General features: G+C 46.2%; 31 protein-coding genes. 3 read left to right on the top strand and 28 right to left on the bottom strand.

All coding sequences use genetic code 11. From position 1 onward, the window contains the following. Nucleotides 1–83: 83 nt before the first annotated feature. The 3 genes from BSQ33_RS02165 to BSQ33_RS02175 all read left to right on the top strand — a co-directional run bounded on the left by BSQ33_RS02165 (nucleotide 84) and on the right by BSQ33_RS02175 (nucleotide 2,805). Nucleotides 84–1,400, top strand: coding sequence for a TolC family outer membrane protein (locus tag BSQ33_RS02165; RefSeq protein ID WP_021021804.1), 1,317 nt, complete (start codon nucleotides 84–86; stop codon nucleotides 1,398–1,400). A 1-nt stretch (nucleotide 1,401) separates the two neighbouring features. Further along, a complete protein-coding gene (locus tag BSQ33_RS02170; RefSeq protein ID WP_088133163.1) occupies nucleotides 1,402–2,034 on the top strand; it encodes an OmpA family protein in 633 nt (210 codons plus the stop codon). Between the two features lie 195 nt (nucleotides 2,035–2,229). Further along, entirely contained in the window at nucleotides 2,230–2,805 is a 576-nt protein-coding gene (locus tag BSQ33_RS02175; protein ID WP_088133164.1) for a nucleoside triphosphate pyrophosphohydrolase family protein, read from the top strand. Between the two features lie 250 nt (nucleotides 2,806–3,055). Here BSQ33_RS02175 and btuD read toward each other — a convergent pair whose 3' ends face one another. From btuD to BSQ33_RS02315, 28 genes are all read right to left on the bottom strand, one after another. Next, a complete protein-coding gene (gene btuD / locus BSQ33_RS02180) occupies nucleotides 3,056–3,811 on the bottom strand; it encodes a vitamin B12 ABC transporter ATP-binding protein BtuD (RefSeq protein ID WP_021021801.1) in 756 nt (251 codons plus the stop codon). Continuing rightward, nucleotides 3,798–4,793 (bottom strand): vitamin B12 ABC transporter permease BtuC, encoded by a 996-nt coding sequence (btuC, locus tag BSQ33_RS02185; RefSeq protein ID WP_021021800.1) that lies wholly within the window; start codon nucleotides 4,791–4,793, stop codon nucleotides 3,798–3,800. The genes btuD and btuC overlap by 14 nt, the downstream gene beginning before the upstream one ends. Nucleotides 4,794–4,944: 151 nt before the next feature. Continuing rightward, a complete protein-coding gene (locus BSQ33_RS02190; RefSeq protein WP_021021799.1) occupies nucleotides 4,945–5,973 on the bottom strand; it encodes a succinylglutamate desuccinylase in 1,029 nt (342 codons plus the stop codon). A gap of 226 nt (nucleotides 5,974–6,199) precedes the next feature. Next, nucleotides 6,200–6,985 (bottom strand): adenosylcobinamide-GDP ribazoletransferase, encoded by a 786-nt coding sequence (locus BSQ33_RS02195; protein ID WP_021021798.1) that lies wholly within the window; start codon nucleotides 6,983–6,985, stop codon nucleotides 6,200–6,202. After that, the gene (gene cobT, locus BSQ33_RS02200) at nucleotides 6,979–8,013 is read right to left on the bottom strand and encodes a nicotinate-nucleotide--dimethylbenzimidazole phosphoribosyltransferase (RefSeq protein WP_088133165.1); all 1,035 of its coding nucleotides are present in this window, start codon (nucleotides 8,011–8,013) and stop codon (nucleotides 6,979–6,981) included. Before cobT ends, BSQ33_RS02195 begins: the two co-directional genes overlap by 7 nt. Nucleotides 8,014–8,184: 171 nt before the next feature. Beyond that, the gene (locus tag BSQ33_RS02205; protein WP_088133166.1) at nucleotides 8,185–9,204 is read right to left on the bottom strand and encodes a contractile injection system protein, VgrG/Pvc8 family; all 1,020 of its coding nucleotides are present in this window, start codon (nucleotides 9,202–9,204) and stop codon (nucleotides 8,185–8,187) included. Then, entirely contained in the window at nucleotides 9,195–9,404 is a 210-nt protein-coding gene (locus tag BSQ33_RS02210) for a tail protein X (RefSeq protein WP_027694413.1), read from the bottom strand. Before BSQ33_RS02210 ends, BSQ33_RS02205 begins: the two co-directional genes overlap by 10 nt. Nucleotides 9,405–9,416: 12 nt before the next feature. Then, the gene (locus BSQ33_RS02215) at nucleotides 9,417–9,797 is read right to left on the bottom strand and encodes a phage tail protein (protein WP_021021794.1); all 381 of its coding nucleotides are present in this window, start codon (nucleotides 9,795–9,797) and stop codon (nucleotides 9,417–9,419) included. After that, the gene (locus BSQ33_RS02220) at nucleotides 9,794–12,175 is read right to left on the bottom strand and encodes a phage tail tape measure protein (protein WP_088133167.1); all 2,382 of its coding nucleotides are present in this window, start codon (nucleotides 12,173–12,175) and stop codon (nucleotides 9,794–9,796) included. Before BSQ33_RS02220 ends, BSQ33_RS02215 begins: the two co-directional genes overlap by 4 nt. A 122-nt stretch (nucleotides 12,176–12,297) precedes the next feature. Continuing rightward, the gene (locus tag BSQ33_RS02225; protein WP_072958471.1) at nucleotides 12,298–12,858 is read right to left on the bottom strand and encodes a phage tail assembly protein; all 561 of its coding nucleotides are present in this window, start codon (nucleotides 12,856–12,858) and stop codon (nucleotides 12,298–12,300) included. 88 nt (nucleotides 12,859–12,946) lie between these two features. Beyond that, nucleotides 12,947–13,453, bottom strand: coding sequence for a phage major tail tube protein (locus BSQ33_RS02230; protein ID WP_072958473.1), 507 nt, complete (start codon nucleotides 13,451–13,453; stop codon nucleotides 12,947–12,949). After that, nucleotides 13,453–14,622 carry a phage tail protein gene (locus BSQ33_RS02235; protein ID WP_072958476.1) on the bottom strand — a complete coding sequence of 390 codons (1,170 nt, stop codon included), beginning with the start codon at nucleotides 14,620–14,622 and terminating at the stop codon, nucleotides 13,453–13,455. Before BSQ33_RS02235 ends, BSQ33_RS02230 begins: the two co-directional genes overlap by 1 nt. Continuing rightward, nucleotides 14,615–14,812, bottom strand: a complete 198-nt coding sequence (locus BSQ33_RS02240; protein WP_021021789.1) for a hypothetical protein — start codon at nucleotides 14,810–14,812, stop codon at nucleotides 14,615–14,617. Before BSQ33_RS02240 ends, BSQ33_RS02235 begins: the two co-directional genes overlap by 8 nt. A gap of 95 nt (nucleotides 14,813–14,907) precedes the next feature. Next, complete coding sequence (locus BSQ33_RS02245; RefSeq protein WP_021021788.1) at nucleotides 14,908–15,282, bottom strand: phage tail assembly chaperone; 375 nt, start codon at nucleotides 15,280–15,282, stop codon at nucleotides 14,908–14,910. Next, the gene (locus BSQ33_RS02250; RefSeq protein WP_021021787.1) at nucleotides 15,279–16,073 is read right to left on the bottom strand and encodes a hypothetical protein; all 795 of its coding nucleotides are present in this window, start codon (nucleotides 16,071–16,073) and stop codon (nucleotides 15,279–15,281) included. Before BSQ33_RS02250 ends, BSQ33_RS02245 begins: the two co-directional genes overlap by 4 nt. A gap of 97 nt (nucleotides 16,074–16,170) precedes the next feature. Next, nucleotides 16,171–16,857, bottom strand: coding sequence for a hypothetical protein (locus BSQ33_RS02255; RefSeq protein ID WP_021021786.1), 687 nt, complete (start codon nucleotides 16,855–16,857; stop codon nucleotides 16,171–16,173). Between the two features lie 217 nt (nucleotides 16,858–17,074). Next, the gene (locus tag BSQ33_RS02260) at nucleotides 17,075–17,602 is read right to left on the bottom strand and encodes a tail fiber protein (protein WP_021021785.1); all 528 of its coding nucleotides are present in this window, start codon (nucleotides 17,600–17,602) and stop codon (nucleotides 17,075–17,077) included. 408 nt (nucleotides 17,603–18,010) lie between these two features. After that, nucleotides 18,011–18,286 (bottom strand): hypothetical protein, encoded by a 276-nt coding sequence (locus BSQ33_RS02265; RefSeq protein WP_021021783.1) that lies wholly within the window; start codon nucleotides 18,284–18,286, stop codon nucleotides 18,011–18,013. A 14-nt stretch (nucleotides 18,287–18,300) separates the two neighbouring features. Further along, the gene (locus tag BSQ33_RS02270; protein WP_232471946.1) at nucleotides 18,301–19,533 is read right to left on the bottom strand and encodes an SUMF1/EgtB/PvdO family nonheme iron enzyme; all 1,233 of its coding nucleotides are present in this window, start codon (nucleotides 19,531–19,533) and stop codon (nucleotides 18,301–18,303) included. Between the two features lie 142 nt (nucleotides 19,534–19,675). Next, nucleotides 19,676–19,951, bottom strand: coding sequence for a hypothetical protein (locus BSQ33_RS02275; RefSeq protein WP_088133169.1), 276 nt, complete (start codon nucleotides 19,949–19,951; stop codon nucleotides 19,676–19,678). Between the two features lie 14 nt (nucleotides 19,952–19,965). Continuing rightward, nucleotides 19,966–21,198 carry an SUMF1/EgtB/PvdO family nonheme iron enzyme gene (locus BSQ33_RS02280; RefSeq protein WP_232471947.1) on the bottom strand — a complete coding sequence of 411 codons (1,233 nt, stop codon included), beginning with the start codon at nucleotides 21,196–21,198 and terminating at the stop codon, nucleotides 19,966–19,968. Further along, the gene (locus tag BSQ33_RS02285; protein WP_021021779.1) at nucleotides 21,189–21,749 is read right to left on the bottom strand and encodes a hypothetical protein; all 561 of its coding nucleotides are present in this window, start codon (nucleotides 21,747–21,749) and stop codon (nucleotides 21,189–21,191) included. The genes BSQ33_RS02280 and BSQ33_RS02285 overlap by 10 nt, the downstream gene beginning before the upstream one ends. Further along, nucleotides 21,746–22,510, bottom strand: a complete 765-nt coding sequence (locus tag BSQ33_RS02290; RefSeq protein WP_088133171.1) for a phage tail protein I — start codon at nucleotides 22,508–22,510, stop codon at nucleotides 21,746–21,748. The genes BSQ33_RS02285 and BSQ33_RS02290 overlap by 4 nt, the downstream gene beginning before the upstream one ends. Then, nucleotides 22,470–23,471: a baseplate J/gp47 family protein gene (locus tag BSQ33_RS02295; RefSeq protein ID WP_021021777.1), complete on the bottom strand. Its 1,002-nt coding sequence runs from the start codon at nucleotides 23,469–23,471 to the stop codon at nucleotides 22,470–22,472. Before BSQ33_RS02295 ends, BSQ33_RS02290 begins: the two co-directional genes overlap by 41 nt. Continuing rightward, entirely contained in the window at nucleotides 23,443–23,802 is a 360-nt protein-coding gene (locus BSQ33_RS02300) for a phage baseplate protein (protein ID WP_021021776.1), read from the bottom strand. The genes BSQ33_RS02295 and BSQ33_RS02300 overlap by 29 nt, the downstream gene beginning before the upstream one ends. Continuing rightward, nucleotides 23,802–24,014 carry a hypothetical protein gene (locus BSQ33_RS02305; protein ID WP_088133172.1) on the bottom strand — a complete coding sequence of 71 codons (213 nt, stop codon included), beginning with the start codon at nucleotides 24,012–24,014 and terminating at the stop codon, nucleotides 23,802–23,804. Before BSQ33_RS02305 ends, BSQ33_RS02300 begins: the two co-directional genes overlap by 1 nt. Nucleotide 24,015: 1 nt before the next feature. Further along, nucleotides 24,016–24,633, bottom strand: a complete 618-nt coding sequence (locus BSQ33_RS02310; protein ID WP_021021774.1) for a phage baseplate assembly protein V — start codon at nucleotides 24,631–24,633, stop codon at nucleotides 24,016–24,018. After that, nucleotides 24,617–25,174 (bottom strand): hypothetical protein, encoded by a 558-nt coding sequence (locus BSQ33_RS02315; protein ID WP_088133173.1) that lies wholly within the window; start codon nucleotides 25,172–25,174, stop codon nucleotides 24,617–24,619. Before BSQ33_RS02315 ends, BSQ33_RS02310 begins: the two co-directional genes overlap by 17 nt. Nucleotides 25,175–25,451: the final 277 nt, after the last annotated feature.

Consider the following 25,451-nt stretch of genomic DNA (forward strand, 5'->3'; position numbering starts at 1 on the left):
TCTCATTCATGAGATCGTTTTTTGCGTAGGCTGAGTACTTTAGGACGATATTTAGTGCAATTAGTCTAATAATAGGGGGTTCTTTGAAAACATTCCTACTCAAAGTTGTGGTATTGTTTGCTGTGATCATGAATAGCAATGTTCTCGCGCAATCACTTGAGCAAGCGGTCTCTGTTACACTGGCGACAAACCCAGAACTGGAAAGTTCATTCAATCAATATCAAAGCAAGTTACAGAATTCGAGAGCATCTCAGGGCGCTTACCTGCCTAAAGTCGATTTAGATGCTGGCATAGGATACGAAGGGATCGAGCCTGCGGCGGGAAATGCCAAAGAAAATACTGACTTAACAAGAAAAGAAGTTAGCGTATCCTTGACTCAATTGATTTGGGATGGATCTTCAACCCTGAATGATATGGGCAGAACCTCAGCCGAAGCTGAAGCAAGTCGTTATCAATTATTAGCTGATGCGTCAGATAAAGCGCTGGACGTGACAAAATTATATCTGGATGCAGAGAAAGCCAATGATGTATTAAAACTATCTGAAGCGAACTTACAAATACATAAAAAAATATACCGGGATATCAAGCGCAGAACAGAGTCTGGACTGGGGTCTACTGCTGATGTAACCCAAGTTGAAGCTCGTGTCGCAAAAGCTGAATCAAATCTGTTAGCCGCGCAAAATAATCTCTTTGAAACCCATTCGAAATTCAAAGAAACCGTTGGAGAAGAGCCGGTTGATCTGACTTTCCCCCAAGCTGACCAGGAACAAATTCCTCACAGCTTTCAGGATGCGAAAGCTCTGGCATTTAAATCACACCCAATTCTAAAGGTGACACAGCAAAATATTGCGGCGGCCCGTTACCAATATAAACAAAATCAATCACCGTATTATCCGAGTATTTCTTTGCAGGCGAATCATAGTATCAAGAATGATGCTGCGGGTTACCTCGGGAGTAGCTCTGAAACGACAGCAATGATCCGGATGCATTATAATCTCTATAATGGTGGCTCAGATCGTGCAAATGAAATGAGTGCGGCCTATGCGTTGAATAAAGCAAAAGATTTACGGGAAAAGTCATACCGGGAAGTGTTAGGTGGGCTTGAACTGGCTTGGCAATCACTTGATTTTTCAAGTCAAAGACGCACTTTCCTCGCCGATCTTGTCGATTCTGTTTCAAAGACAGTAATCGCATATGAAAAACAATATCAAATCGGTCAAAGAACATTGCTTGATTTATTGAATAGTGAAAATGAACTCTTTGAAGCGCGTAAGGACTATCTTGAGGCGAAATACACTCAGGCATATGCACAATATCGCGTGATGAATGCTGTGGGAAACTTGCTCGATAGTCTGAAAGTCACGGTCCCACAGGAATGGGCTGACCAGTCAGGTGATTAAGATGAAATTCAGTTACTTACTATTTTTAGTCTCATTACCGATTTGGTCAAAGGGTATCGCTGACCAAAGCCAGGATGAGTATGATTACATTCCTCCCCCAACGGCTGCACAAGCTTTTGATCTTGCAGATTCAGATCATGACGGTGTCATTAATGCGCGGGATTTATGTCCGAAAACCCCTCAAAATGCCAAAATAGATAACGATGGCTGTGAAACTTATCACCGGAGTAAAACTCAACGGCAACTACGAATCTTATTTGAGAATGATTCCAGTAATATTAATTCAATCTTTAATATACAGATTAAGCAGATGGCGCGTTTTTTAGCGGACTACCCTGAAACGTCAATCGAGCTTAGAGGCTATGCCAGCCGCAGTGGTGAAACGCAATACAACCAAGCGTTATCCAAACAACGGGCAAACAGTGTAAAAGCTCGGCTGATAAAAGAAGGCGTCTCTGCGGATAGAATCAGAATCGTAGGATTTGGCGAATCCAATCCGGAAGCGACGGGTGAAGATCAAGTTAGTGATGCCAAAAATCGGCGTGTCTCTGCAACAGTTGTTGGCTATAAAGGCGATGTTGAGAAAAGATGGACTATTTTTTCGACGCTCCCACCCAATCGGCACACCTATTAATTGCTCGACACCAGACAGAAAAGAGATAACCGCAGGTTGTTATGATGGTTCACCAACATACGATTGATAAGGATGAGGTGTACCACTTTTCGGTCTGGGATGATACTCTTCTCTAATTATATTTCTTGGGCTGAAACCATCGCAACAGATGGTTCAGCCTGATTTTTTGCATCAAATAGTTTTGAGATGACACCCATGTATTTATCTAAGTTAACATCAGCCGTGTTCACACATTTATATAACGATATTGTTGAATTTCGTCGTACCTTTGATCTCCCGGTGAGTCAACCCGAAAGCCTCGACGAAGATGCAGATACGCTCCATACATCACTGGCAATTGAAGAGCTTACAGAACTCGCCGAAGCTCAGGATAAAGTTGAACAGGCTGATGCGATTGTTGATACTGTTTACGTTCTGATGGGACGACTGGTGCATCTTGGACATGATACACCAGCGCATAATCCGGGTATCAGCTACTTGATTGATTTATTGCTGAATGTTGCGACCCATCGCAACATCGATTTCATTCCCTGCTGGGATGAAGTCCACAGTTCAAATATGAGCAAGGTCTGCCGTAACCAAACCGAATATGATGAAACCGAATCATTTTATGCGAAACAAGGCATCAAATTATCTCCGGTTATCAAAGGTGATTATATTATTGCCAAATGTGCAGAAGATTTTGTCAGTGCGGAAAAAACGATTCGTCAGGGAAAAGTCCTTAAGTCCGTCTATTATCGTCCGGCGGATCTGACAAAACTAACTCAATAGTATAAAAAAAAGGCCACTTTGTGGAGCAAGGTGGCCGAGGAGACTATAAAAAGCCTAACAAGAACGAGAATGTATCGATTATATTAATGCGATTTGTATGCCAACTTTTTATTTAAATATAACTAATTGATTTATATTGAAATAACCCAAAGCACTCCCAAGTAGCATTCATTTCATCCTCATCCCTGCTCTAGCATTGTGCTTGATGCACCAAAATTATTCATAGATAACCCTAACCCACATACGACGACTAATCGAAAAGCAAATATGATTTCCCTTGGATTTCAACTGACTGAACTGTTGTTTGGAAGACTTCTGCAACATGGTCAGGCGTCAGAACGGATCGCGTCTCTCCCCACTGTTGCAGAATACCTTGATTTAATAATAGGGTTTTGTCGGCATATCGAAGTGTTCGATTCAAATCATGATTCGCCATAATGACGGTCAGTCCCATATGGTTGATGTCTTGTAATAATTCATACAACATGTGCTCCTGCCCAACATCGAGTGCAGCGGCCGGCTCATCTAAAATCATGAAGCGAGCATGAGGATTCAGTGTCGGCCATACTTGTAAACAGCTGCCAGCCAATCTGACCCGTTGCCACTCGCCTCCGGAAATCTGGTGAATCGAACAGTGTAATTTATCCTGCAAATTTAATCGCTGAATCAGTAGTTCAATAACGTCAGATGACTGTTCGGCAGTGACGGATAGAGCCGACGGAATGGAGAGCGCAAGATATTGGCAGACATCAATCGCAAAAGTCGGACGCTCCTGTTGCGACAAATAAGCACGGAGCTGGGCTAATTCCGGCAAGGAAAGACGCGTCAGATCGGTCTCTCCAAGCTGTACACTGCCTTGATGCGCGATCATGCCAGCCAAAGCAGCCAGTAGTGTACTTTTACCGCTACCATTAGGGCCGACAATATGGATCAATTCACCTTGAGCACAATTAAACCCCAGAGGAAGCAGGCGCGTACCGACACAGAGATTTTTAACGTGAATCATGATTTTTCAATAACATCCATACAAATACAGGCGCACCAATCGTTGTCGTCACAACCCCCAAGGGTAATTCAGCAGCATCAAGTGCCGTCCGGGAAATTAAATCAGCAAAGACCAGCAACAGTGCCCCTGCAACGGCTGAAAGCGGTAAGAGATAACGATTCTCGGTCCCGAAAGCCAAACGTAATAAGTGCGGTACAACCAGTCCGACAAAGCCGATGATTCCGCCTAAGGCAACTGATGCGCCCACCAGCACAGCCACGGCGACCACCAACTTCCAGCGTATACGATGGACATCAATTCCCAACTGCTTGGCATGCACCTCTCCCATCATCAACCGGTCCAGTACTCGCCCTTGTCCCATCAGCCATATCAACACGGGTAAGATCAATAATGAAAGTAAATGGTAAGACCAATCAATACCACCAAGACTCCCCATCAGCCAGTACATCAATTGTCTCAAACTCAAATCGTTACTAAAGTAAAATGCCCAAGTGACGACAGAGCGAGTCAGAATCCCCAACGCGACGCCGACCAACAATAGTCGAATTGTCGTCAATTTCATACTTCGGGCGATTCCGACCAAAATAGCCGTAAAAATCATAGCACCGACGATAGCACCGAACATAAAAACCAACGGTGTGGCCGCAAACGGGAAGAAAAACAGAATGACCACCATCGCCACACTTGCACCACCGGAAACACCGATAATTCCCGGCTCAGCCAGGACATTGCCTAACAACACCTGTAACGTTGCTCCTGACACAGCCAAACATGCACCAATCACCATCGCCGCAAGTAATCGAGGCAAGCGTAGTTCCAAAATCAATTGCTGCTCAAACCCTGTCATCTCGTGCCACGGTGCAATAAAGACCTCTCCGGCAAAAATATAAACGGCACCAGACACCAGTAGCAGCACACTCATCGTGATCATTGCACGATACCAGCGCTTCCTTTTTTCAAAAAGAAGTTGTGTAAAATTCATGGACTATCAAATCAGAGAAAACAGAGGGGCTCACCTTAACGTTTCACCCAAGAAATAGAAAGAGGTCATGCCGATGATTGTTCCTATCCGGCAGACCTCTGCTTTGAAATATATCCGAAGATGACAAAGACTGTCATATCACACATAACAATTAGTCATAAACCAATTGATCCTGCTCATACCTCACGGTTACCGGACAAACCATCAATAAAGCAGGTTCACCAATCGGAACATGTTTATCAGGGAAGAGGATCGCCTCTCCCTCATTTTTGGCCATTAACGGCTTATCACCGTCATGACCGAACACTTCTCCGTGCATAAAAGCAGTAAAATTTTCGGCATCATCTGAAAAAATAAAATCAAAATCGTCATTGAGCCGAACAATTGTCCGACTGACCCGATAAAATTTTATCTTTCTTGGCAAGTGTTCATTCACTTCCCGGGCACACAAATCACGCAGCGTAATGTCAAATGCATTAAAGCCTTCTAATGGACTTTGCCCTAGCCGGGATGATTGACCCAGTTCAATCGCCAAAGAACGAGCGGAATAACAATCTGCGGTATACCAGCTGAAAGAACTAGAAGGCGCATTGGCTAAAACCAGTGCGTCAAGGTGGGCCAGTTCAGCAAAATGGATCAGTTCTTTTGGCCGAACAGGATGTCGAACTTTGGGACTAATGGCGAATGCGTGATAAAGGGAGGGATTTAAAGTACTGTGTAAGTCAAAATGCCAGCGTTGATCGCTGGGGGTGTCTTTCCAGAATGATTTAAGGAGAACTTTCAGATTATCGGCGATCACCAACTCTTGTGAAGACTCTCTTGGCTTATCATCAAATAAACGTTCCAGATTCTCCTCAAAAAACTGCGTATGGTGTTTGAGCGCGTCTAAGTGAGCAATGATAAACAGACAATGCTCCCGGACTGGCTGAAATCCACTGTCGATATCAGAAACAATCCGATTGACTAATTCAACCGGCCCGGCATCTTTACCGTGAATCGCACATGAGACGACAATATGCTGTGTCAGTTCATCCATTTGTGGTGGAATGACTTCCAGAATCCCCGGACCATGTAGCTTTAACAACACCCCATCATCCGTTGTATATTCACTCGATAAAAGAGCACCATCACTATATAAACTATCAATCAGAAATGACTGACGAAAAAGTGAATTGCTCATGTGTTACTCCTTCAACCGATAGAACAGCAATATTAAGGCCTGACGAACCGCAGTGCCCAATGACTCAACAAAGCGCAATTTTATCATTAAGTTGCAGAAAAGCATCGCGTAACTATCCACAATGTGACACCAATGCTTTTTACATCCTATCAGACGATGACGAACCCTTATCCATGCATCATCCGAACCCCATCACCCCAGTCAAGTTTTGGTATTTCAGCAACCGTTAAGCCGTTGCCTGAGGCATCATCATCGTTGCAAAGATCAGATAAATCGCCAATTCTGTGATCTGCTGAACCCCACCCAGACAATCCCCCGTAAAACCACCGATGCGACGGAGTAACCACTGTTTTAAAGCAAATCGTAATAGACAACTGACCGAACCGATGATCAACAGTATCGATAAATCCAAGCCGATACACGGAATTATACCGAAAAACAGTAAGACGCCTAACTCTCGGGTGGTCTGACGGTTGGCCAACGGCTTACTCTTACTGGTGTGAATCTCTGATACATAAGGCATGTCATAAATAAGCGAAGCGGCGACGGCTCTGCTCAGTCCATAGCCCACTAACAGAATCTGTAACATAGAAACATGCATTGCCAGCGAAGAAAGCACACTATATTTCACAAGTAAGGCCATGATTAACGCCGCTGCGCCATAAGTCCCAATTCGGCTGTCTTTCATAATGGCCAGACGCCGCTCCGCGGTCATGCCACCACCGATGCCATCAGCCATATCGGTTAAGCCATCTTCGTGAAACGCCCCCGTCAGCAGAAGACTGCATCCCATCATCAGTAGAATGCTCAGATGTTCCGGCAGTACCAGAGCACAGAGACTGTAAACACCATAGCAAATCAATCCGAGCAGCAAACCAACCAACGAGAAATAGCGACCGGACTGATTCATCCGTTCAGTTGAATAAGGTACGGATGCTGGCACAGGAATCCGAGTGAAAAAGCTCAATGACAGCAGAAACAATTCAAGCTGATACGTGACCCGACTTAACATGTCACCTCAACGCCAGCTTGTGCGAAACTGGCCATGGTATTATAAAATTCAGCCGCAGCGCGGACGAGCGGCACAGCAAGGACAGCACCAGTCCCCTCTCCCAAACGCAAATCAAGATCCAGCAACGGATTTGCATCTAATAATGCCAACGCACGTTGATGTCCCGACTCTTGTGAGTGATGCGCAAAAATCATGATCTCTCGACACTCGGGTTGCAGTTGCGTGGCAACCATCGCTGCAACGGTGACAATAAAACCATCAACCAGAACAGGGATCTGTTGCTCTGCGGCAGCCAAAAAAGCGCCAACGATCTGAACGATTTCAAAACCACCAACTTCGGCAAGAACCGCTTTGGGTGCAAGACCTTTTGCCCGATGAACTCCGGCGGTAACCAATGCCACTTTTTTCCGATATTGCGCCTGTGAAATACCGGTTCCCAAACCGACACAAGATTCAACGTCATCATCGGATAATGCCGCTAAAATGGCCGCAGCACTACTGGTATTGCCGATTCCCATTTCACCGAACATAACCAAATTAGAGCCGTTCTGAATGGTGTCTAATACCACTTGTCGTCCCAGAGCGATCCCTTGCTCAACCTGTGCCATGGTCATTGCGGGTTCTCTTGCCAAGTTCCCCGTCCGTTCCCCGAGACGCTGGACAATCAATTGCTCCGATTCTGATTCAACCGGTAGCAAAATCCCGGTATCTATCACCTTGAGTGCAACCTGATTCGCCCGACAGAAACAGTTCACACCAGCGCCTCCGGCAAGAAAGTTGAGGACCATCTGTTGTGTGACAGCGCTCGGTGCAATGCTCACGCCTTCATCCGCAATACCGTGATCACCAGCGAAAACCAGAACGGTCGGTTGATTGATACAGATTTGCCCAACCGGCTGAGCCAGTCCCTGACTCTGGAACAGGGCTAATTGATGGGCCACAGCCTCTAATTTACCTAAAGCACCGAGCGGTTTGGTTTTCTGGTCAATTCGGTTTTGAATCATATCGCTCAGACTTGTATCCAACATTGCTTATCCTCTTATGCCTCGCAACAGCAGCAAACTTGCATCATCCCTTCATGTATTCCAGTCTAACCGGAATCACAGGTTTCGGCTATGTTACTGTTTTGCCGGACACAAGCTGTGACGGGAGTACGAAAATAGGGACAACTGAATGGATGGCAATGCACAAACAAACGCTTATTCAGCCCGCTTTACGGGTCGCGTCGCAACAACAGCACAACGATAACCACCAGAACTATCGCCACGGGCAGTCACTTGGTCAATTGACCATTGACCAACCATTTCCGAGGGGAACGATTGATTGAGTTCGAGTATGCCTTCTGCTACTAAATAGGGGTCACCGGGCAGATCGATACGGATACTATCTTTCTCACGCATGATTTTCTGCAGTTCATTATCACATGCCTGTTGAGCATCAGATGACGTTTCATAAGATTGTGGCAACACCATAAAAGGTGCCTTGCCTGAAAACACTTCATATTCAAGCCCAGTATCACTCTCAATCCATTTGGCTTTGACACCCGAAACATTTCTCCGGCTCGCCAATTCAAGCTGGCAATTGATAAATCTTCTGAAATCTGAAGGATGATTATTATCGGAAACATCAACAGTCACTGAAGGTACATCTTGGCCTGTGATTGTTTTGGTCTGTCCTTTTTCTGCCAAAACATATAACCCATCGACAGGTTTAGCAATCGCATCGTGACGCTTCGCCAGACGGGATAAAAATGCACTATCCGTTTCGTTCATCTGATCAAGGTGTTTAAACCATACGGTTTCAAATTTCGATGCCACTCTCGGACTAAAACCATGTGATGTCACAATTTGACGGAAGATCTCAGCCAGCGATATGGCAGTAAATGTCCGTGTATGGCGTTCTTTAAACCCCGTTTTATCTTGAACCTGAAAGGGCGCTGCAGTTGCAACAATCGTCACGGTTGGTGGAAATAATCGCGGAGAGATGCGGGTAATTTTATACTTGCCCTTATGAACTAACTGGCCTTGATACCCTTCAGAAAATATTAATTCGGCCCCCTCTTTTGGTAACCCGGTCTGACCAGCCGTATCAACATGCAGCGTGATCACATCAGATTGGTCAGAAGAGACATCGACCCGCTCCCAAGAGGTTAACCGTGAATTAATAATTTTCTCCCCGGGGCCACTAATTCGAACTTGAGGAATACTGCCTAATCCCATATGTTCACCACCGTCGTTGGCATCAGCTCGGGTAAGACTGGTAACTTGATTGTAATACCAGCTGGAAGCACTGGCCCATAAAGCTCTAGACCAGGATTGAGCATATAAAGCGCCTCTTCCGCTTCATCATCATCCCGACCCAATGATAACCATAATAATTGTGGGACTAAGTCCCCGTCACGACTGAGCATGGTAGTCATCTGCATCGTCCTCTAACTCACATATTCCTCTAACTCAATGGAGAACCCCACCACAAAGGCGGTTCCATCATCAATGACTCTGTCTTGTTTTTCTTGCAATACTTTGATGACCCATTGGCCCATGGATTGCCCGTATCCATCCATTAAAACCAAAGGCTTGCGCTGAGCCTGTAACTGTCTCAACGCCTGCATATTTTTCATACCCTCCCCATGAAACCAAGTGCCAGTCATACTGATTTTGTCCAAAGGCTGACCCAGATTTTGACTGATTGGTTTCTGACCATAGCGGGGGACAGTCACCCATCCCCCATTACTGGTGCGCTGTAAACCTTCATAAGGCGTATGATTACTTAACGAGAAAGCAAACCCCCCCAATGACATCATTTCTTTCATGTATTACTCCTGTCTAGAAGACTGGCATCAGCCCGAGTTGCAACATCATTATTTCCGAGCAAGATCGGGCTCAGCTCAGCTTTCATTTGCTCTAACAGCTGCGTACTAAACCCTTGATCATAAGCTGGATTCCCCGATGGTGTAACATGAATGACAGGGGCAAAATTGATTTGTTGCTGAGAAGATTTTTCTAACTGCTTGCTCTGCTCTGCAACAGTTGCAGGCGCTGCTTTGTCGGTTTTATCTTCACCAAACCAATCCATGATTTTATCGCCCAGAACTTCACCGAAGGAGATCCCAAGCGGCAGAAGTGCACCACCGCCCATAGCGAGCGCACTGATGGAACGTAGCGACATACCGCTCTGTTGCTTCGAGGGGCTTTTTTTGTCGTTATCTTGACCGAGCAGAGAGTTAAAACTCTCTCCCAACCAGCGACCAACACTACTACCGCCAAGTCCGCCCACAACAGAACCAACTAATCCCCCCACAGCGGTTCCAAGAATTGGAACAACGGATCCTATCGCAGCACCAGCCATTGCACCTGTTGCTGCACCGCCCATCCCGCCAAGCATATCTCCCGCAGTCCCTGCTATCTTTTTTTTATTGCCCTTGGCAAGAGCAGAAACCAGTTTGACGCCATTGAGCGCAATATCTAACGGTTTAAATAACTTGCCCGCACCTTTAAACACTGCACCGCCCACGCCTTTAAATACACTACCGACTTTTGACATGGCACCCGATAGGCCGGACTTCAGTTTTGAACCGCTGAACATAGAACCAACAATTTGAGGCGTTCGGGCAATCCACCGAGCAAAGCGAGCAGTTTGACGACGTAACCCTCCGGCATTGCGGATACGGGGTCGTTTCCGAGGCCGTTTCCGAGGCTGTTTTTTACGCTTGCGACGTGATTCATCGCCATCACTACCGCCTGAATCACTGCCACCGGAATCATTCAATGATTGTGATCCAAGTCGATTCAATTCTCGATTCAAACGAGCTAGTTGCAATGTCGCTCGCTTGGCTGCTCGACGAGTTTTATTCAATCCGGCAGCAAAGATATTCTTTTGATCGACTTTGAGACGATCCTGACCACCGCCCTTCATCAACTGAGAGAATTTAACAATGGCAGAACCAGCTTTGAGTAATGGAATGACAGCCGCTGTCGCAACCAATAAACCGGTGGCAAGTTTGGGGTTCGCTTCAGCGAATTTATTCATACTATCGACCACACTGAGCAATGGCGGCAGCATGTTATTCACAATCGGTAACAACCTCTGACCTAGTGCGACAGATATTTGGTCAAAACGTACACGGAGCTGTGCCAACTGATGAGCAGACGTTTTCGCGAATATGTCATAATCAGTGTCGATACTATTTGAATAGTTGCTTTTGTTATCAACTTGTTTGAACGCTGCATTTAAGCTTTTATTTCCCCGTTCCAGACTCCCGACTAACTTTAAGATCGCGGCTGTTGATTTCTCACCAAATAGATCCGTAACAACATCTTCGCGTTGATCAGGCGAAATATTTTTCAAGCGGTCGAAAACATCAAGCAAGGTTCCTCGGGCATCTGCTTCCATCCGTTGAGCTAAAGCGGCGGGCTCGATACCAAGCGTTGTCATTGCTGCTTTCTGTTGCGTGTTTTTCGCTTTCCCTGCGGTGAGAGATCCAAGAATATTGCTGATGGCCTCACTGGCCTGTGCTTCAGTGGAGCCACTGGTAAGCAGGCTGGCTGATAATGCCGCTGTTTCTTGAACATTTAAGCCAGCCTTGGTCCCTGCTTCCCCTTGCTTTGTCACGACTGCGGCTACAGATTTAGCCTTCACCCCCATACTATGACTCAAGGCATTGGTTGCATTCGCCAATCCCATCGCTTGCTGTTGTGAAAGCTGCATTGAAGCACGCCAATGCGCAAGTGTTGCCGTTGCATCTTTTGCCGAGACATTCCATACAACGGCGACTTTTGCCGCCGATTGAGCAAATGACAGCAGTTGATTTTTTTCAATGCCGGATTGGGCTGCATCACTCACAATTTGAGCAACAGATTCCTGTTTTAAACCCAGATCACCTGCCAAACGCATCATATCGCTTTGATACTGATTGGCTTCTTGGTCATTGGAAAAGTGCACTGATTTTTTAACATCGGCAAATGCACGTTCAGATGCAACAACACGTTTACCCACTGCCAACACTGGTTTCAGCGCCGAACTTATATCCGTTTTCACTTGCTTGACCAACTGTGTCATTTCACCTTTGAGATCTGTTTCTCCTGAAGGTACAACACCAGAATTGGGCATCTGCAAATGATCAACGCGGAGCGATATCTCGCTTTGACGGTTAGCCCCCGCCATTTGGGGCGTTATTTTCGAATCAGCCATGACTTATCCCTTCTTAATCCCCAGTTTTGCCGTAGCCAAATAGTAACGACGCAGCGCGTCATCAATACGCCAATCCATGATCTCCTTCGGGGATACGTGGTAGACCAGTGGGATAACATCCGTCAGGACTTCAACATCTCTTGGCGAAAGTAGTCCGCCGGTTGTTGCAAAAAATCGATGAGCCGCTCTTGAAGCTGATTCCAGTCTGGCAGACTCAAGCGCATCAGCTCTTGATGCGTAAAACCACAGCAACTGGCACTGATGAACAGCGTTCTTTCCCATTCATCCTGATGGGTTTCCATCAGTTCAGTAGTCGCCACCGTTGGTGGACGCAATTTATAGTGCGTTTTTTCCTGACCATCATCGCCTTGAATCGGGATCAGTAATGTGGGTTCATCACGATTGAATTCATCAGCCATAAATGTTGCAGCGCCTGATTGCATCAGTTCCAGTACGTGTTCTCGAATCGAATTAAAATCAGGGGTCACTAACTTTTTCAATTCAGATGGTGTCAATCCGGTACTCAAACAGACACACTCCCAGAGCAATTGATTGTCATCATGCTGATGGTTTCGGCTGAGCTCTCGCTGTTGCCCGACGGTAATGGTATGAATTTGTACGTGATTTAGTTGTTGACCCTTATCATCTTCAATGGGCCAAACTAGATTGTGAATATGCAACATAGGGCAAAGCTCTCCTCAAAAATACCTTATAAAAAAGGCCCCGAAAGGGGCCTGATTGGTAGTAATTCCAGAAAAATCAATCCTGAACTTAGGCTATACTGACATTAAGGCGATGAACTGCCATCAGATCGCCATTGCCCAGATTGAGAATTTGAGCCTTACGATTGATGTCATAAATGACTTTGCCATTTTCAGTTTTCTTATATGCATTAACGGCCATTTCCATTTCGTGATCCGGCAATTCCCCCATTTTGCTAGCCGATTCAGTCACGGAGACAATTTCCCCAGTCAGGCTATAAACGATTGCAAAACTATTGCCATCTTCATCCTGATGGGATTCTTTGATATCAACCTGACAATCTTCTCCAGGGGCTAATCCATAAGCAGATAGAAGCGCTTGGTTGGCGCCTTTGACTTTCCACTTACTATGCATCTTTTCAAGACCAACCATGATCTCACCGGGAATGAAAGAACCACCACGGGTTTCTTGCATGACCTTTTTGATCTCTGGTGGGGTAAATTCGTCTAGCTCTTTGATTAACGGATGCCCCTTAATCATTGCATAACGAGTAATGCGTGAACGTTGGCCTGCCATTAAAGGACCTCCTCAAGAAATGATTCAACGATACCGGTGTCCTCAATCATGTGGTACACCATATGTTCATTCGGCGCATAGCCGTAATATTTAATAGCAATATGCCATTCGCCATTGCGGTAATTTTCAACGTTATTGAGTGTCGGATGCAGATAGACTTGAGCACCCATCACGGTTTCATCCGCTTGCAGTGATTTCAGCCAAACATTGAGTTTGGTGATTTCCTGCTCCATGAAGGATTTACTCAAATTTATTGCCATCGCGCTCTGGGCCGTCTTGGCCAACTTACGCACAATGGCGTATTCCAGACCGACCTGAGAGACGAAGCGCCCCATAACACAGCGGTTACCGATCAGTGAGAAACCACCTAATGATGTCCGAGCGAAGTAGGACACGCCGTTACGGTTTAACAAATCCCCATTGGTGGATTTATCCATAATATTGTAATCAATCGTCCGGGCCGTACCGTTGATCAATGCACCCATTCCCCCTTTCGCAGGGCTTTCCCATGCTTTGACTCGTGCGAAACAAGACAGAGCAATCGCAGCACCAGAGAAAGAGACATTGCCTTTTGCCGCCTGACTGTAAACTGAGACCTGTGGGTCAACCAGATAGAAAGATTCATAACCGGTTCCTTCACCACCAAGACTTTGTGAATAGGCAACGGCCTCGTTGTCATTGGTATTCGGACCATCACCGACAGGAATCGCAAATAAACGTTTCCCCATAGCAGCCAAAGCATCAGCTACCGGTTTGGTGTTAAATCCCGGCGCACTGATATGTGTTGGTGTTTCCATGCAATCGGCCAAGGCTTGAATCCCGGTTCGCTGACCAGTGGTTGCATCAACCTTACCAATCACATTGTTAATCGTATCCGACAGCTCTGGGCCTTCTTCAACAATCACGACATAGATCGGCACAGACACCAAACGGAATGTTTCGTAACAAGTTCGCCACAACGTCCCTTTTTCTTCCCCGGTCATATCAAGTTTTGCGACATCAGCCATATTCGCAATACGAATCGGTGTATTTTGGGTTAATGATGTATCAGCATTGGGGGCAGTCCCAACGACACCTAAAACGATGTTGCCCAGAGGCCCCATTGGTGGTGGTGCGGGATGATTCTCGACACTAATACCATTATGCACAAATGATGCAATCTCAGGCATTCGCCTTCTCCTTCTGTTGAGTGGCCAGCACAGCTTTCACCTTGCCGCCCAGTTTTAAAAATTCAGCTTCACAGGGAAGCAAATCGACGCTGTCGCCTTTCTGATACCAGTGCCGATGATTCGGACATTGGTATGGCGAAAGAACTTCATACGCCAGACGCTCTGCCAACTTTGATTTTTGGGTTGCCATATCGGCCTCCAGAAACTAAAAACCCAGCTCTAGGCTGGGATTCGGGTACAAAAAAACCGCTTTCGCGGCACTTCAGTTTTTGCTTATGTTACCTATCAAAACTCAGGAAATGACGGCCAGACAACTGCATCAGGATCACTGTATTGTTGCGGAATATCAGCGAGCGTCTGAACATAATCATTCAATTTGGCTAAATTGCCTGATGACAGCGTTGTCGGGTTATCTGCATCATCAACAATTTTTCCTGTCCATAGCTCTCGGCTATGCCGCATATAAATGCTGTCCGTTGCCGCAATTCTCGTATTACGCTCCGCACGGACTTCTGACCAGCGCTCTTGCTGATAGGCAGCGGTCAGAAACGCTGAGGATAACGATTGGTTCATTCTCTGACCGTTTTCATCCGTATTTGATACAGGAAAGTTCATCAAGTGAACACCGTTATAGATCCAGTTTTTTATCATCTTGCTCATGCTGCTGTTCCTGTGATCGTATTGCCTGCATTATCAATAAATGTATCATTACGAATATTCACTCCATATCCAAACATTTTTGAATTTGTGGCCGAGACATCAACTGATGATTCATACATTGTTGAATGAATCATCCCTTGTCCAGAGTAAACATTGGCACCATCACTACCACCACTCAACCCTATAACATTTTGGCCAAGAGTAATGGTCAATTGGTTTAACGTCACCGTATAGAGACCAGGGTTGCTAACGATACCACCCATTTGGAGCATGACACGACCACGCTGATAGAACCATTGTTCACCCATTTGGTTGGAGATCGCGTCGCCTGTCGTTATTGCCCCATTATGGATGACGAGAGAGGTCTCTCGTGCTCCTTTTAATGACGCAACACCTGTCCCGACCAGTGTACCACTTCGATCAAATACATTGATCGACGAGAAGTTCAGGGTGTGTTTGTTTAAATCGATCACGACATGTCGACCGCTGAACCATATTTCCGACGTAATATCAATGTTTGATGTGAGTTTAATCTCCAAAGAAGACTGGTATGGCATCGATCGCGCTAGTGCCGCTTTAAGTGTCTTATAGGGTGCCGAGATACCGTCATTATTGTCATTACCATGTTCAGCATCGACATAAACCCTTACGATAGTCTGATTTACAATGGTATTTTTTACCTCTGTTGTTGCATTTGTTACTGCAGCATCAATTTCAGCAATTTTGTCAGTGACTGTTTCAGTCAATCGGTTCACGCTATTTAGCACTTCTGCTGTGGTTTCTGTGCTCATATTTGTTACCTAACGAGTTATTTTGTCAATGGCAGCAGTCTGGATGGCTGCTAAATAAAGATGTTCATCATTGTGAAGCGAAGTGGGCTGAGATGAATCATAGTCCTCGGATATATTCCAACGTCGGTATATGATCCAGATTACGCGACGTCTTCACTTCAGTCACGATATGAGATTCGCCGATATCTATATCAAATCCAGACTTGAATACCCGAATATTATGATGGTCAAAAATATTTGTTGTAATAAGTTCATCATGCGTAATCACTTGCTGAAATTCTTTTTTGGTCGATGAAATTAAATAACGGTGCCCCCCACGCAACCAAAATATCGCCCCCAGAACATAAGCACTACCATTGATAAAATCAGCAATAAACCCATCCGTTTTAACTGCATCTGGTGTCATTTCATTAAATTTATGTCCAAATATATCAACCAGTAAAACATCAAATAAAACACCCCAGCCATTATTCTGTAATAAGTACCGAGCGGTTAGTGCACCGGCTCCTTCTCGGTCATCGTGCAAACTCCGACTAATTTGTAATTCTGTGATACCCCATTGTGCCGCAGGAATATAAACCGGATAGAATTTATCTTCCTCTCCAGAAACATCAACGGATGTGCCTTCCCGTGTGGTATAACGTTCATCAGCGTTTGTTAAAAACTGCTTGAACTCTGCTTCAGCCAACATCATCCGCTGGTCAATCTGCCCGATTTTTCCTGTGACGGCTTCTGTCACTGCATTCACTGATTCCGTTAATGCTGCAAGTTCTTGCGCGAACATAAACAACTCCTTCATTCTATTTGAGGATAAAGCACCTTGATTTCGGCGCTGGTTAGATAGTTGGTTTCAGACCGTACAACAGCATCCGGGTCGCTGTTGTGTTGTGGAATATCACGTAATGTTTGGCGCTATTCCATGAACTGCGCCTGATACGCTGCTGCTTAAATGAGTGACATGTTCAAAAAACGGCAGTTCTTTGAGTCACTAAGATCCTTTATTACTTGTTTTCCAACTCCAATATCCGGAACTCCTGAAGAATTTGCCGGTGCATGGTATCCACCTGAGCTTTCGCCATCTGAGCAAATTCATCATCGATAAGGATATTGAAGTTCTCCATACCGACCACCACTGTAACTGTGTCACTTGGAAGAACACTCAAGTCCAGTGTAAACGGCTGAATACAATGGCCATTTTTCGTTTTGTAGTTCAATGTTGTATCAGGGGCAGAGATGACCCCTAACAGTGTTCCTGACTCAAGCCAGACCCCTAACTCTCGAATTGGATATTCGAGCTCACCGCTAAACTTAGCTATGGCTTGGATCTGACCAAGCCCCATGTCTTTATATTCACCAAATTCGACTCGCTGCAATTCATTCTGCAAAGTCGCCTGGTCAGGATTTGGGGTATAGGCACGATCACCAGCTGATACCCACTTTAATGATAATTTGATTCCCTTTGCTTTGGCACTGATACACTCTTCCAGGCCTTTGTGGGTGATCACTAACTTAATTATGTCTTCACTCATAGTGTTGCTCTCGCATTGATGGCTAAAATAGTGATATTGTAATGGTCTGAATAGCCAGTCATATTGATTTAACCATGTCCAACAATCGCTGGAATAACAGCGCTTGCCTCGACAGCATTTGCATTCAATTCGGGTGCAGTTGCACCACTGATAGAAGGGTCAATTCCAGCATCAGGCATTCGCCTTCTCCTTCTGTTGAGTGGTCAGCACTACTTCCACCTTGCCATCCAGTTTTAAAAATTCAGCTTCACAGGGAAGCAAATCGACGCTATAGGTATGGCGAAAGGACCTCATATGTCAGACGCTCTGCCGACTTTGATGTTTGAGTTGTCATAGCGGCCTCCAGAAGCTAAAAACCCAGCGTCTAGCTGGGATTGGGGTACAAACCGCCTTGATTGAGGCGGTTAATTACGATGCTGATGGTAGGGGATAACGGGCTTTAATCTCAGCGACTTTATCACGCCAAGCGGTCTCTTTGGCTTCAGTTTGATCATACTGCCACTCCATGAAAAGGGCGTCTGACTCCAAGCGGTAAGCTTGTTGTCGTTTGACGACGGTTTGAGCCGCCTCAAAATCCTTTTGCTGCAAAACCGACTCGATCTGCTCCTGAGTCATACCCAACGAATTCATATAGCTGCGGGTCGTATCTGTTTGAGTTTGACCCTGAAAAATGTAACTAAACATCTCTTTTACTCCTGTTACACAAACAAAGCGGGACGAAAACCGACGTTAACGAACGAGTTCCACCGCGCATAGTCCAGACTGAGCGCGCCCAGCCCGGCGACCGAACCATCGCCCCAGTAGCCTCCGTGAAGCGGGAATCGGTCACCATAGTTGCTACACCAGAGCCCACCACCAACTGTCGTCGTGGTTGCTGATTCTATGAGCAATCGACGCAACAGCTCGTTAGGCGAATACCCAGCCGACTTTGAGATTGCAGCAAAATGCGGGTTATCCATGTACGGGTAGTCGTTACTATCGTTGTCAGCAGGCCCGTTACGCTTGGTTACTGCGTTGCTGAGCACTGGTGAACCGTTGTAGATATGTCCGCCGCTTTGATTGTCAGATGTCGAATCAAAATAGGCTGGGTGACGATGCCAGTTCACCTCAGCAACTGCCGGATTGTTATCCAGCGTGGTCAGGATCTGGCCGTCATCCAATTTCATCTGGTCAATCCATTCCCACACATTACCGACCAGATCACATACGCCGAACTCGGTATGATCGTGATTCCACGTTGCGGGGCCTTTGCCTGTATCGGTTCGTCCGTTGCCGCTAGCGTCGCCAGGCAATCCGTTGTCGTCACGGCGAGCGGTTTCCCACTTCGCTTCATGGCTGCGGCCATAGTTCGTATTGCCGCGAGGTACAGTACCGTTAGCCAGAGACCAGAGCGCAATCGCAGCCGATTCATGAACCGACATCAGGTGCCAGTTGTCGCCTTTCTGTGTGCAAAGCTGCTTTGCCGTGTCGTAGTCAACCCAGGTTCGCGGCTGTGACCCACCGATAACGGCGGAGCCACCTGCTGCCGATGATGCCAGATACTTGCCGACGAGGATTTCACCGCGAGGCACTCCGTTGGTTACAAATGCCGGATGGACACCTGTACCCAGCTCAAGCGCCGTTAATCCCAGGTCTTCAACGTTGAAGCGCGGAATAACGCACATGATATTAGGATTTCCCTGAGCATCATAAATAACCGTGTTTCGACCGCCTGAGTTATGCTCGATCGCTTTACGATAGCCGTCTGTGGCAATAATGGTTAAGCCGTTGACTTTTTGGTCATATGTGCTTTCGACCTTGGCTATCGAGTCATGGACCTTTTCATCAATGGCCGCCATTTTGCCAGATACTTCCTGCACGACAGCTTGAGAAGCTGCCGTTTGTTCAGCAGATACTTGTTGCAATTCTGCGATTTTTTGCTCTATAGACATGATATAAGTCGCTCTGTGATTGACATTTGATTATGTATTTGTCTTATACTCACTCATTTTTTGGACCTCATACGCCAGACGCTAAAAACCCAGCACTAGGCTGGGATTGGGGTACAAAAAATGCCTTGATTGAGGCGGTTAGTTACGATGCTGATGGTAGGGGATAACGGGCTTTAATCTCAGCAACTTTATCTCGCCAAGCTGTCTCTTTGGCTTCAGTTTGCTCATACTGCCACGCCATAAAGAGCGCGTCTGACTCCAGGCGGTAAGCTTGTTGTCGTTTGACGACGGTTTGAGCCGCCTCAAAATCCTTTTGCTGCAAAACCGCCTTGATCTGCTCCTGAGTCATACCCAACGAATTCATATAGCTGCAGGTCGTATCTGTTTGAGTTTGACCCTGAAAAATGTAACGAAACATCTCTTTTACTCCTATTACACAAACAAAGCAGGGCGAAAACCTATGAAATTGTCAGAGTACGACCGTGCAAATTTCAGAGCGATCGCGCCCAGCCCGGCGACCGAACCATCGAACCAGAAGCCCCCGTGATGCGGGAACCGCTCGCCATAGTTGCAACACCAGATCCCGCCGCCAACTGTCGTCGTGGTTGCTGATTCAATGAGCAATCGGCGCAACAGCTCGCTAGGTGTATACTCAGCCGACTTTGTGATCGCAGCAAAATGCGGGTTATGTATGTACGGATAGTTGTTACTATCGTCGTCAACAGGCCCATTACGCTTGGTCACTGCGTTGCTGAGCACTGGTGAACCGCCGTAGACATCTCCGCCGCTTTGGTTGTCAGACGTCGAATCAAAATAGGCTGGGTGACGATGCCAGTTCACCTCTGCAACTGCCGGATTGTTATCCAGCGTGGTCAGGAGCTGACCGTCATCCAATTTCATCTGGTCAATCCATTCCCACACATTACCGACCAAATCACATACGCCGAACTCGGTATGATCGTGATTCCACGTTACGGGACCTTTGCCTGTGTCGGTTCGTCCGATACCGCTAGCGTCGCCAGGCAATCCGTTATCGGCACGGCGAGCGGTCTCCCACTTCGCCTCATGGCTGCGACCATAGTTCGTATTACCGCGAGGTACAGTACCGTTAGCCAGAGACCAGAGCGCAATCGCAGCCGATTCATGAACCGACATCAGGTGCCAGTTGTCGCCTTTCTGTGTGCAAAGCTGCTTTGCCGTGTCGTAGTCAACCGAGGTTCGCGGCTGTGACCCACCGATAACGGCGGAGCCGCCTGCGACCGATGATGCCAGATACTTGCCGACGAGGATTTCACCGCGAGGCACTCCGTTGGTTACAAATGCCGGATGGACACCTGTACCCAGCTCAAGCGCCGTTAATCCCAGATCTTCAACGTTGAAGCGCGGAATAACGCACATGATATTAGGATTTCCCTGAGCATCATAAATAACCGTATTTCGACCACCTGAGTTATGCTCGACCGCTTTGCGATAGCCGTCTGTGGCAATAATGGTCAAGCCGTTGACTTTTTGATCATATGTGCTTTCAGCCTTGGCTATCGAGTCATTGGTCTTTTCATCAATGTCAGCCATTTTGCCAGATACTTCCTGCACGATCGCTTGAGAAGCTGCCGTTTGTTCAGCAGATACTTGTTGCAATTCTACGATTTTTTGCTCTATAGACATGATGAAAGTTCCTCAATATGACGTAGTCGCTCTGTGATTGACATTTGATTATGTATTTGTCTTGTGCTTATGGCTTGAGACTTAATGAAAGCGCAAGCAATTGTTATCATCTCTTCCGTTAACATGATATTCAGATTCTCAGTGCCAACTTCGACTGTAATTGAATTCGTTGGGATAGCCGATAAATCTAAAGTAAACGGCTGAATACAATGACCATTTTTCGCTTTATAGTTCAGCGTTGTATTCGGCCCCGAGATCACACCCAACAAGGTGCCGTCTTCTAGCCAAAAGCCAAGCTCACGAATAGGATATTCATCAGGTCCAGAGAACTTAGCCACCGCCTGTATTTGGCTCTCGCCTATATCTTTGAATTCACAAAACTCAACTCGCTGTAATTCATTTTGCAAAGTCATCTGATCAGGGCTTGGGGTATAGGCACGATCGCCAGCTGATACCCATTTTAATGATAGTTGGATCCCTTTTGCTTTGGCGCTGATACACGCTTCCAGGCCTTTGTGGGTGATCACTAACTTAATTGTGTCTTCACTCATAACGTTGCTCTCGCATTGATGGTTAAAACAGTGATGTTGTAATGCGCTGAATAGCCCATGATATTCATCTGGACATGAGCCGCCATGATAGGAATCGTTGCCTCTGCATCGATAGGGCTAATACTTACCGCAGGTGGCACAGCACCAGTCATCGCAAAGCTCATCTTGGCGTCAGGCATTGACCATAAACTGGCTTGACTGGTTGTTTCTTTCACGTTCGTCGTTGGGGCTTGGGCACCAGCGATGCCCATGCTCGTTCCGATCCCAAACATCAGGGATAGCTCGATCTGATCCCGCTCTGATTTGGTGTCTTCGATATAAGCCAGCAGCTTTTTCACATTGGCCACGTTCACCGGCTTGTTGCCTTTTTCCCAGGCAACAATCTCCAGACTGTATGGTTGACCTTGTGGCTGTTGCTGATACCACGGTTTGATTTGGCTCTGAAAATCAAAAGACTCCAGTGCAAGCTTCAGCCCAGCACGGGTACCACTCATTTTTCGGACCTGCCATGCATGTCCGGCTAAGTTGCGTTTAACAGGCTCTGTATCAGATGTATCCCACACCGGCAATTGAAATTCAGACGCAATATAGGGGACGATTTCAAACGCTGTCTTTTGGGCATCGAGTAGATGCGGGTATGGATTGCCAATACCATAAATTTGCTGACTAAATGACAACTCCATTGAACGTTCGAGCGGACTTCGGTTATCAGAAAGGACACTATACGTTTTCAGTGCCAACGGTAATTTTGACTGATTCAAGATAAGGCGCCTCACTGTAAGCACAACGCAATGGCTGCGCAGGTTGAATGATTTCTCCGCGGTACGCTCCGGTTGACTCCAGTAGAACACTGTAGAGCATAGATGGCTCGATACTGCCACCAAGCCGATGCTGTTTTAGTGCATAGGCCCGGACCGCTTTCTCTGCTGCAGCCAGCACAACATCAGCATCGGGGCCGGGACGAGTATAAAGTTTCGCTTCACATTGCCATTGGCGAATTTCTGGTGACTTTACAGTGATCAAATCTGTTTCCTGAGCAATATCATCCCGCGTTAGGTAAGATTGAGTCGCTTCGATTAATGACGAGCTTGGCATACCATTGCCTTCATGTGTCAGAATGAAACAATCCACAACACCGGGAGAAACTTGTCGGGCTTGTGCATCCTTGGTCAAACCGGCCATTTCATGTTCTAAATATTCATAAGTCACGACCACTCGCTTCGGCTCATGACTGTCAATCTGAACTTCCGGTCTGCCCCCCAAGGTCATCGCATGGAAACGATACCCTGAACGTGTGCCGGTACTCGCCAAAGCATAAGCTGCTAAATAATATCGAGACAGCAGAGAGTCATTACTCTCCATAACAGGTGGAATCGGAGGAAATGCACCAGGGTCTCCGGGATCAACAACTTGGCGGGTTACACCTAACTGACTCACAATCAAATCGGTCATGTCATCATCGGTCACATACATACCAAACATCTGTTGCGCCTGACCATTCAACTGCCGGATATGATTTTGGAGAATCACCGTGAATGCTTCGACAAATTTCGTCAGCAACTCTGCTTCATTGCCGAGTGTTTCACCCAACGCTGTCGCATCATCTGGCGCATGTTCGGTAAAATATGCCAGAATATCCTGCTGCACTTGTTGGAGTAGGACTTCAAACGGTGGTGTCTTAATAATTTCTGGTTTAGGTAATGGATTCTGATGTGGAAACATTCAGTGGCACCTCAAACTTAACTGTTCGTCCCTGCCAACGACCTGAAAAGAAAAGGCTCAGGCCAGTGGCATGACGTTTGGCGATACATCTGTCTGGAATAAAGTCTGACAGTCCGTTTTCTGGGTTATAAAATGCGTCAATCGCGTCTGATTGGATACGAACCAACATACTGTCGGTCATATTCGCCGCCAGATTTTCCCGGACTCGGCTCCCGAAACCCGAACGCTTGACCCGACCGCCTAACGGCGTGGTCATCACTTGGGTGATCCGACTGACCAATTGTTCATAACCATCAATTTTTCTGCCAGTGATACGATCAATACCAATCATCAGCTCACCTTATATATTCCAGCTGATGAGCCGCTGGTGACGCTCACTTCAGCTTGATTCGAAATATGTTCAACAACGGCTTCAGCGACTGCGTGAACCATCACTTTCGCATAGGCATGTTTTCCGCTGGTCTTAAAATTCATGCTTTCTAACTCATTGTTTTCTAACTTATTGATAATTAAATCTTCTAACTTAGTTACATCCATTGCCATATTATTTCCCCGCAGTTACTGTACTAGATCCATCGCCATGTGGATTGCCTGTAAAATGACAAATGTGTGCTGTCGTTACACAGGGCGATCCACCATTCAAAGCAATACTTTTCGCATCCACTGTCGCGACACCTCCGGCAACGATATGAGCACTCTTGTCAACGTTGATATGAGCATCGCCTTTGATATCGACTGTCAGTACGTGATTTTGTGCGTGATAGTTGATACGGCTACCATCAGGATAAACCCGTAAAATTTCATTGGGATCACCACTTGGAGAAGGAAAGTTATCGCTAAATAATCCTGTCAAAGCCACCGTCTGACTACCGTTATCACCAGCCCCATAGTTCAGTACCAAAGTCTGTTCACCAATCGATGGACAACGGTAGTCTCTGGTTTCACCGGCAGAAGAAGCAAACCACCGGATGAATGGTGTGGTTAAGTCACCATGCTTCACTTTGATCAAATAGCCGTTTTCATGGATTGCAGCAACCTGACCTAATCGAACCAGACTTCGGTTGCGGCGGCGTAAATCTTCAAGTTCATTGGAAAGCGTTTCGATTCGTTCTAAATATGGGCTCAGCATCTCTCGGACGAGTAGCTCAATGGCCTGACGCATACTGTACCTCCAACGACTGATATTCATCCGCATCATCTAAATTGACCGGATTCACCGCCCAAGCAATCCCTTCTCGCACTTCGTCTGACTGATTGAGACCCTCGCCAAGATACAAGTTTTGTCGCCAAGTAACGGCTCGGGCAACAACTTGATCGAACTGATACTGCAGTCCACTCGGCTCTGAACGCAAAAATTCAGGCATATCAATTTGACGAATATTGATACCCCAAGAGTTACGATCAACAAAACGCTCAATCGCTGCAACCTTGTCTAAGACACGTAAAAAAGAGCGCTCAGCTGAGCGCGGTAATAGACAATGAATCCGAATATGATAGCCATGACAATATTGTCCACTGCTATTTCGGGCACCCGCTCTGCCAAAGCGAAACTCAATCAGGAGAGTCAGAGACTCAATCGTCATGGTGCGATATTCATCATAGTTTTTCACCACCACATCACTTCCCAATAATTGTCCAAGGGATTGTTCAATCTGCTCATAAAGCTGACTGGGGTATTCAAGCTGTAATGTTTCTGAGTTCAAAATACATCTCCTGTATAAAGGAAGACATACACGACATGGTGTATTAACCTTTCAAATTGACAAATAATTCAATACTCACAAATACAATTAAATATAAATAGAATTTCACTTCTGCTAACGAAAATAACCCATTAAATCCTGAGCAGGATCTAACGGGTTATTTAAACAAATAGGGGAACAAATTAAATCTCACACAGATAAAAATTTAATCATTCAGGTAGAGTTTCGTATTGTGGATATCATGCGTCATTTGAATGTATATTTCAACACTTCCTTT

Origin of the sequence: Vibrio gazogenes (assembly GCF_002196515.1) — a bacterium.
Lineage (GTDB): Bacteria > Pseudomonadota > Gammaproteobacteria > Enterobacterales > Vibrionaceae > Vibrio > Vibrio gazogenes_A.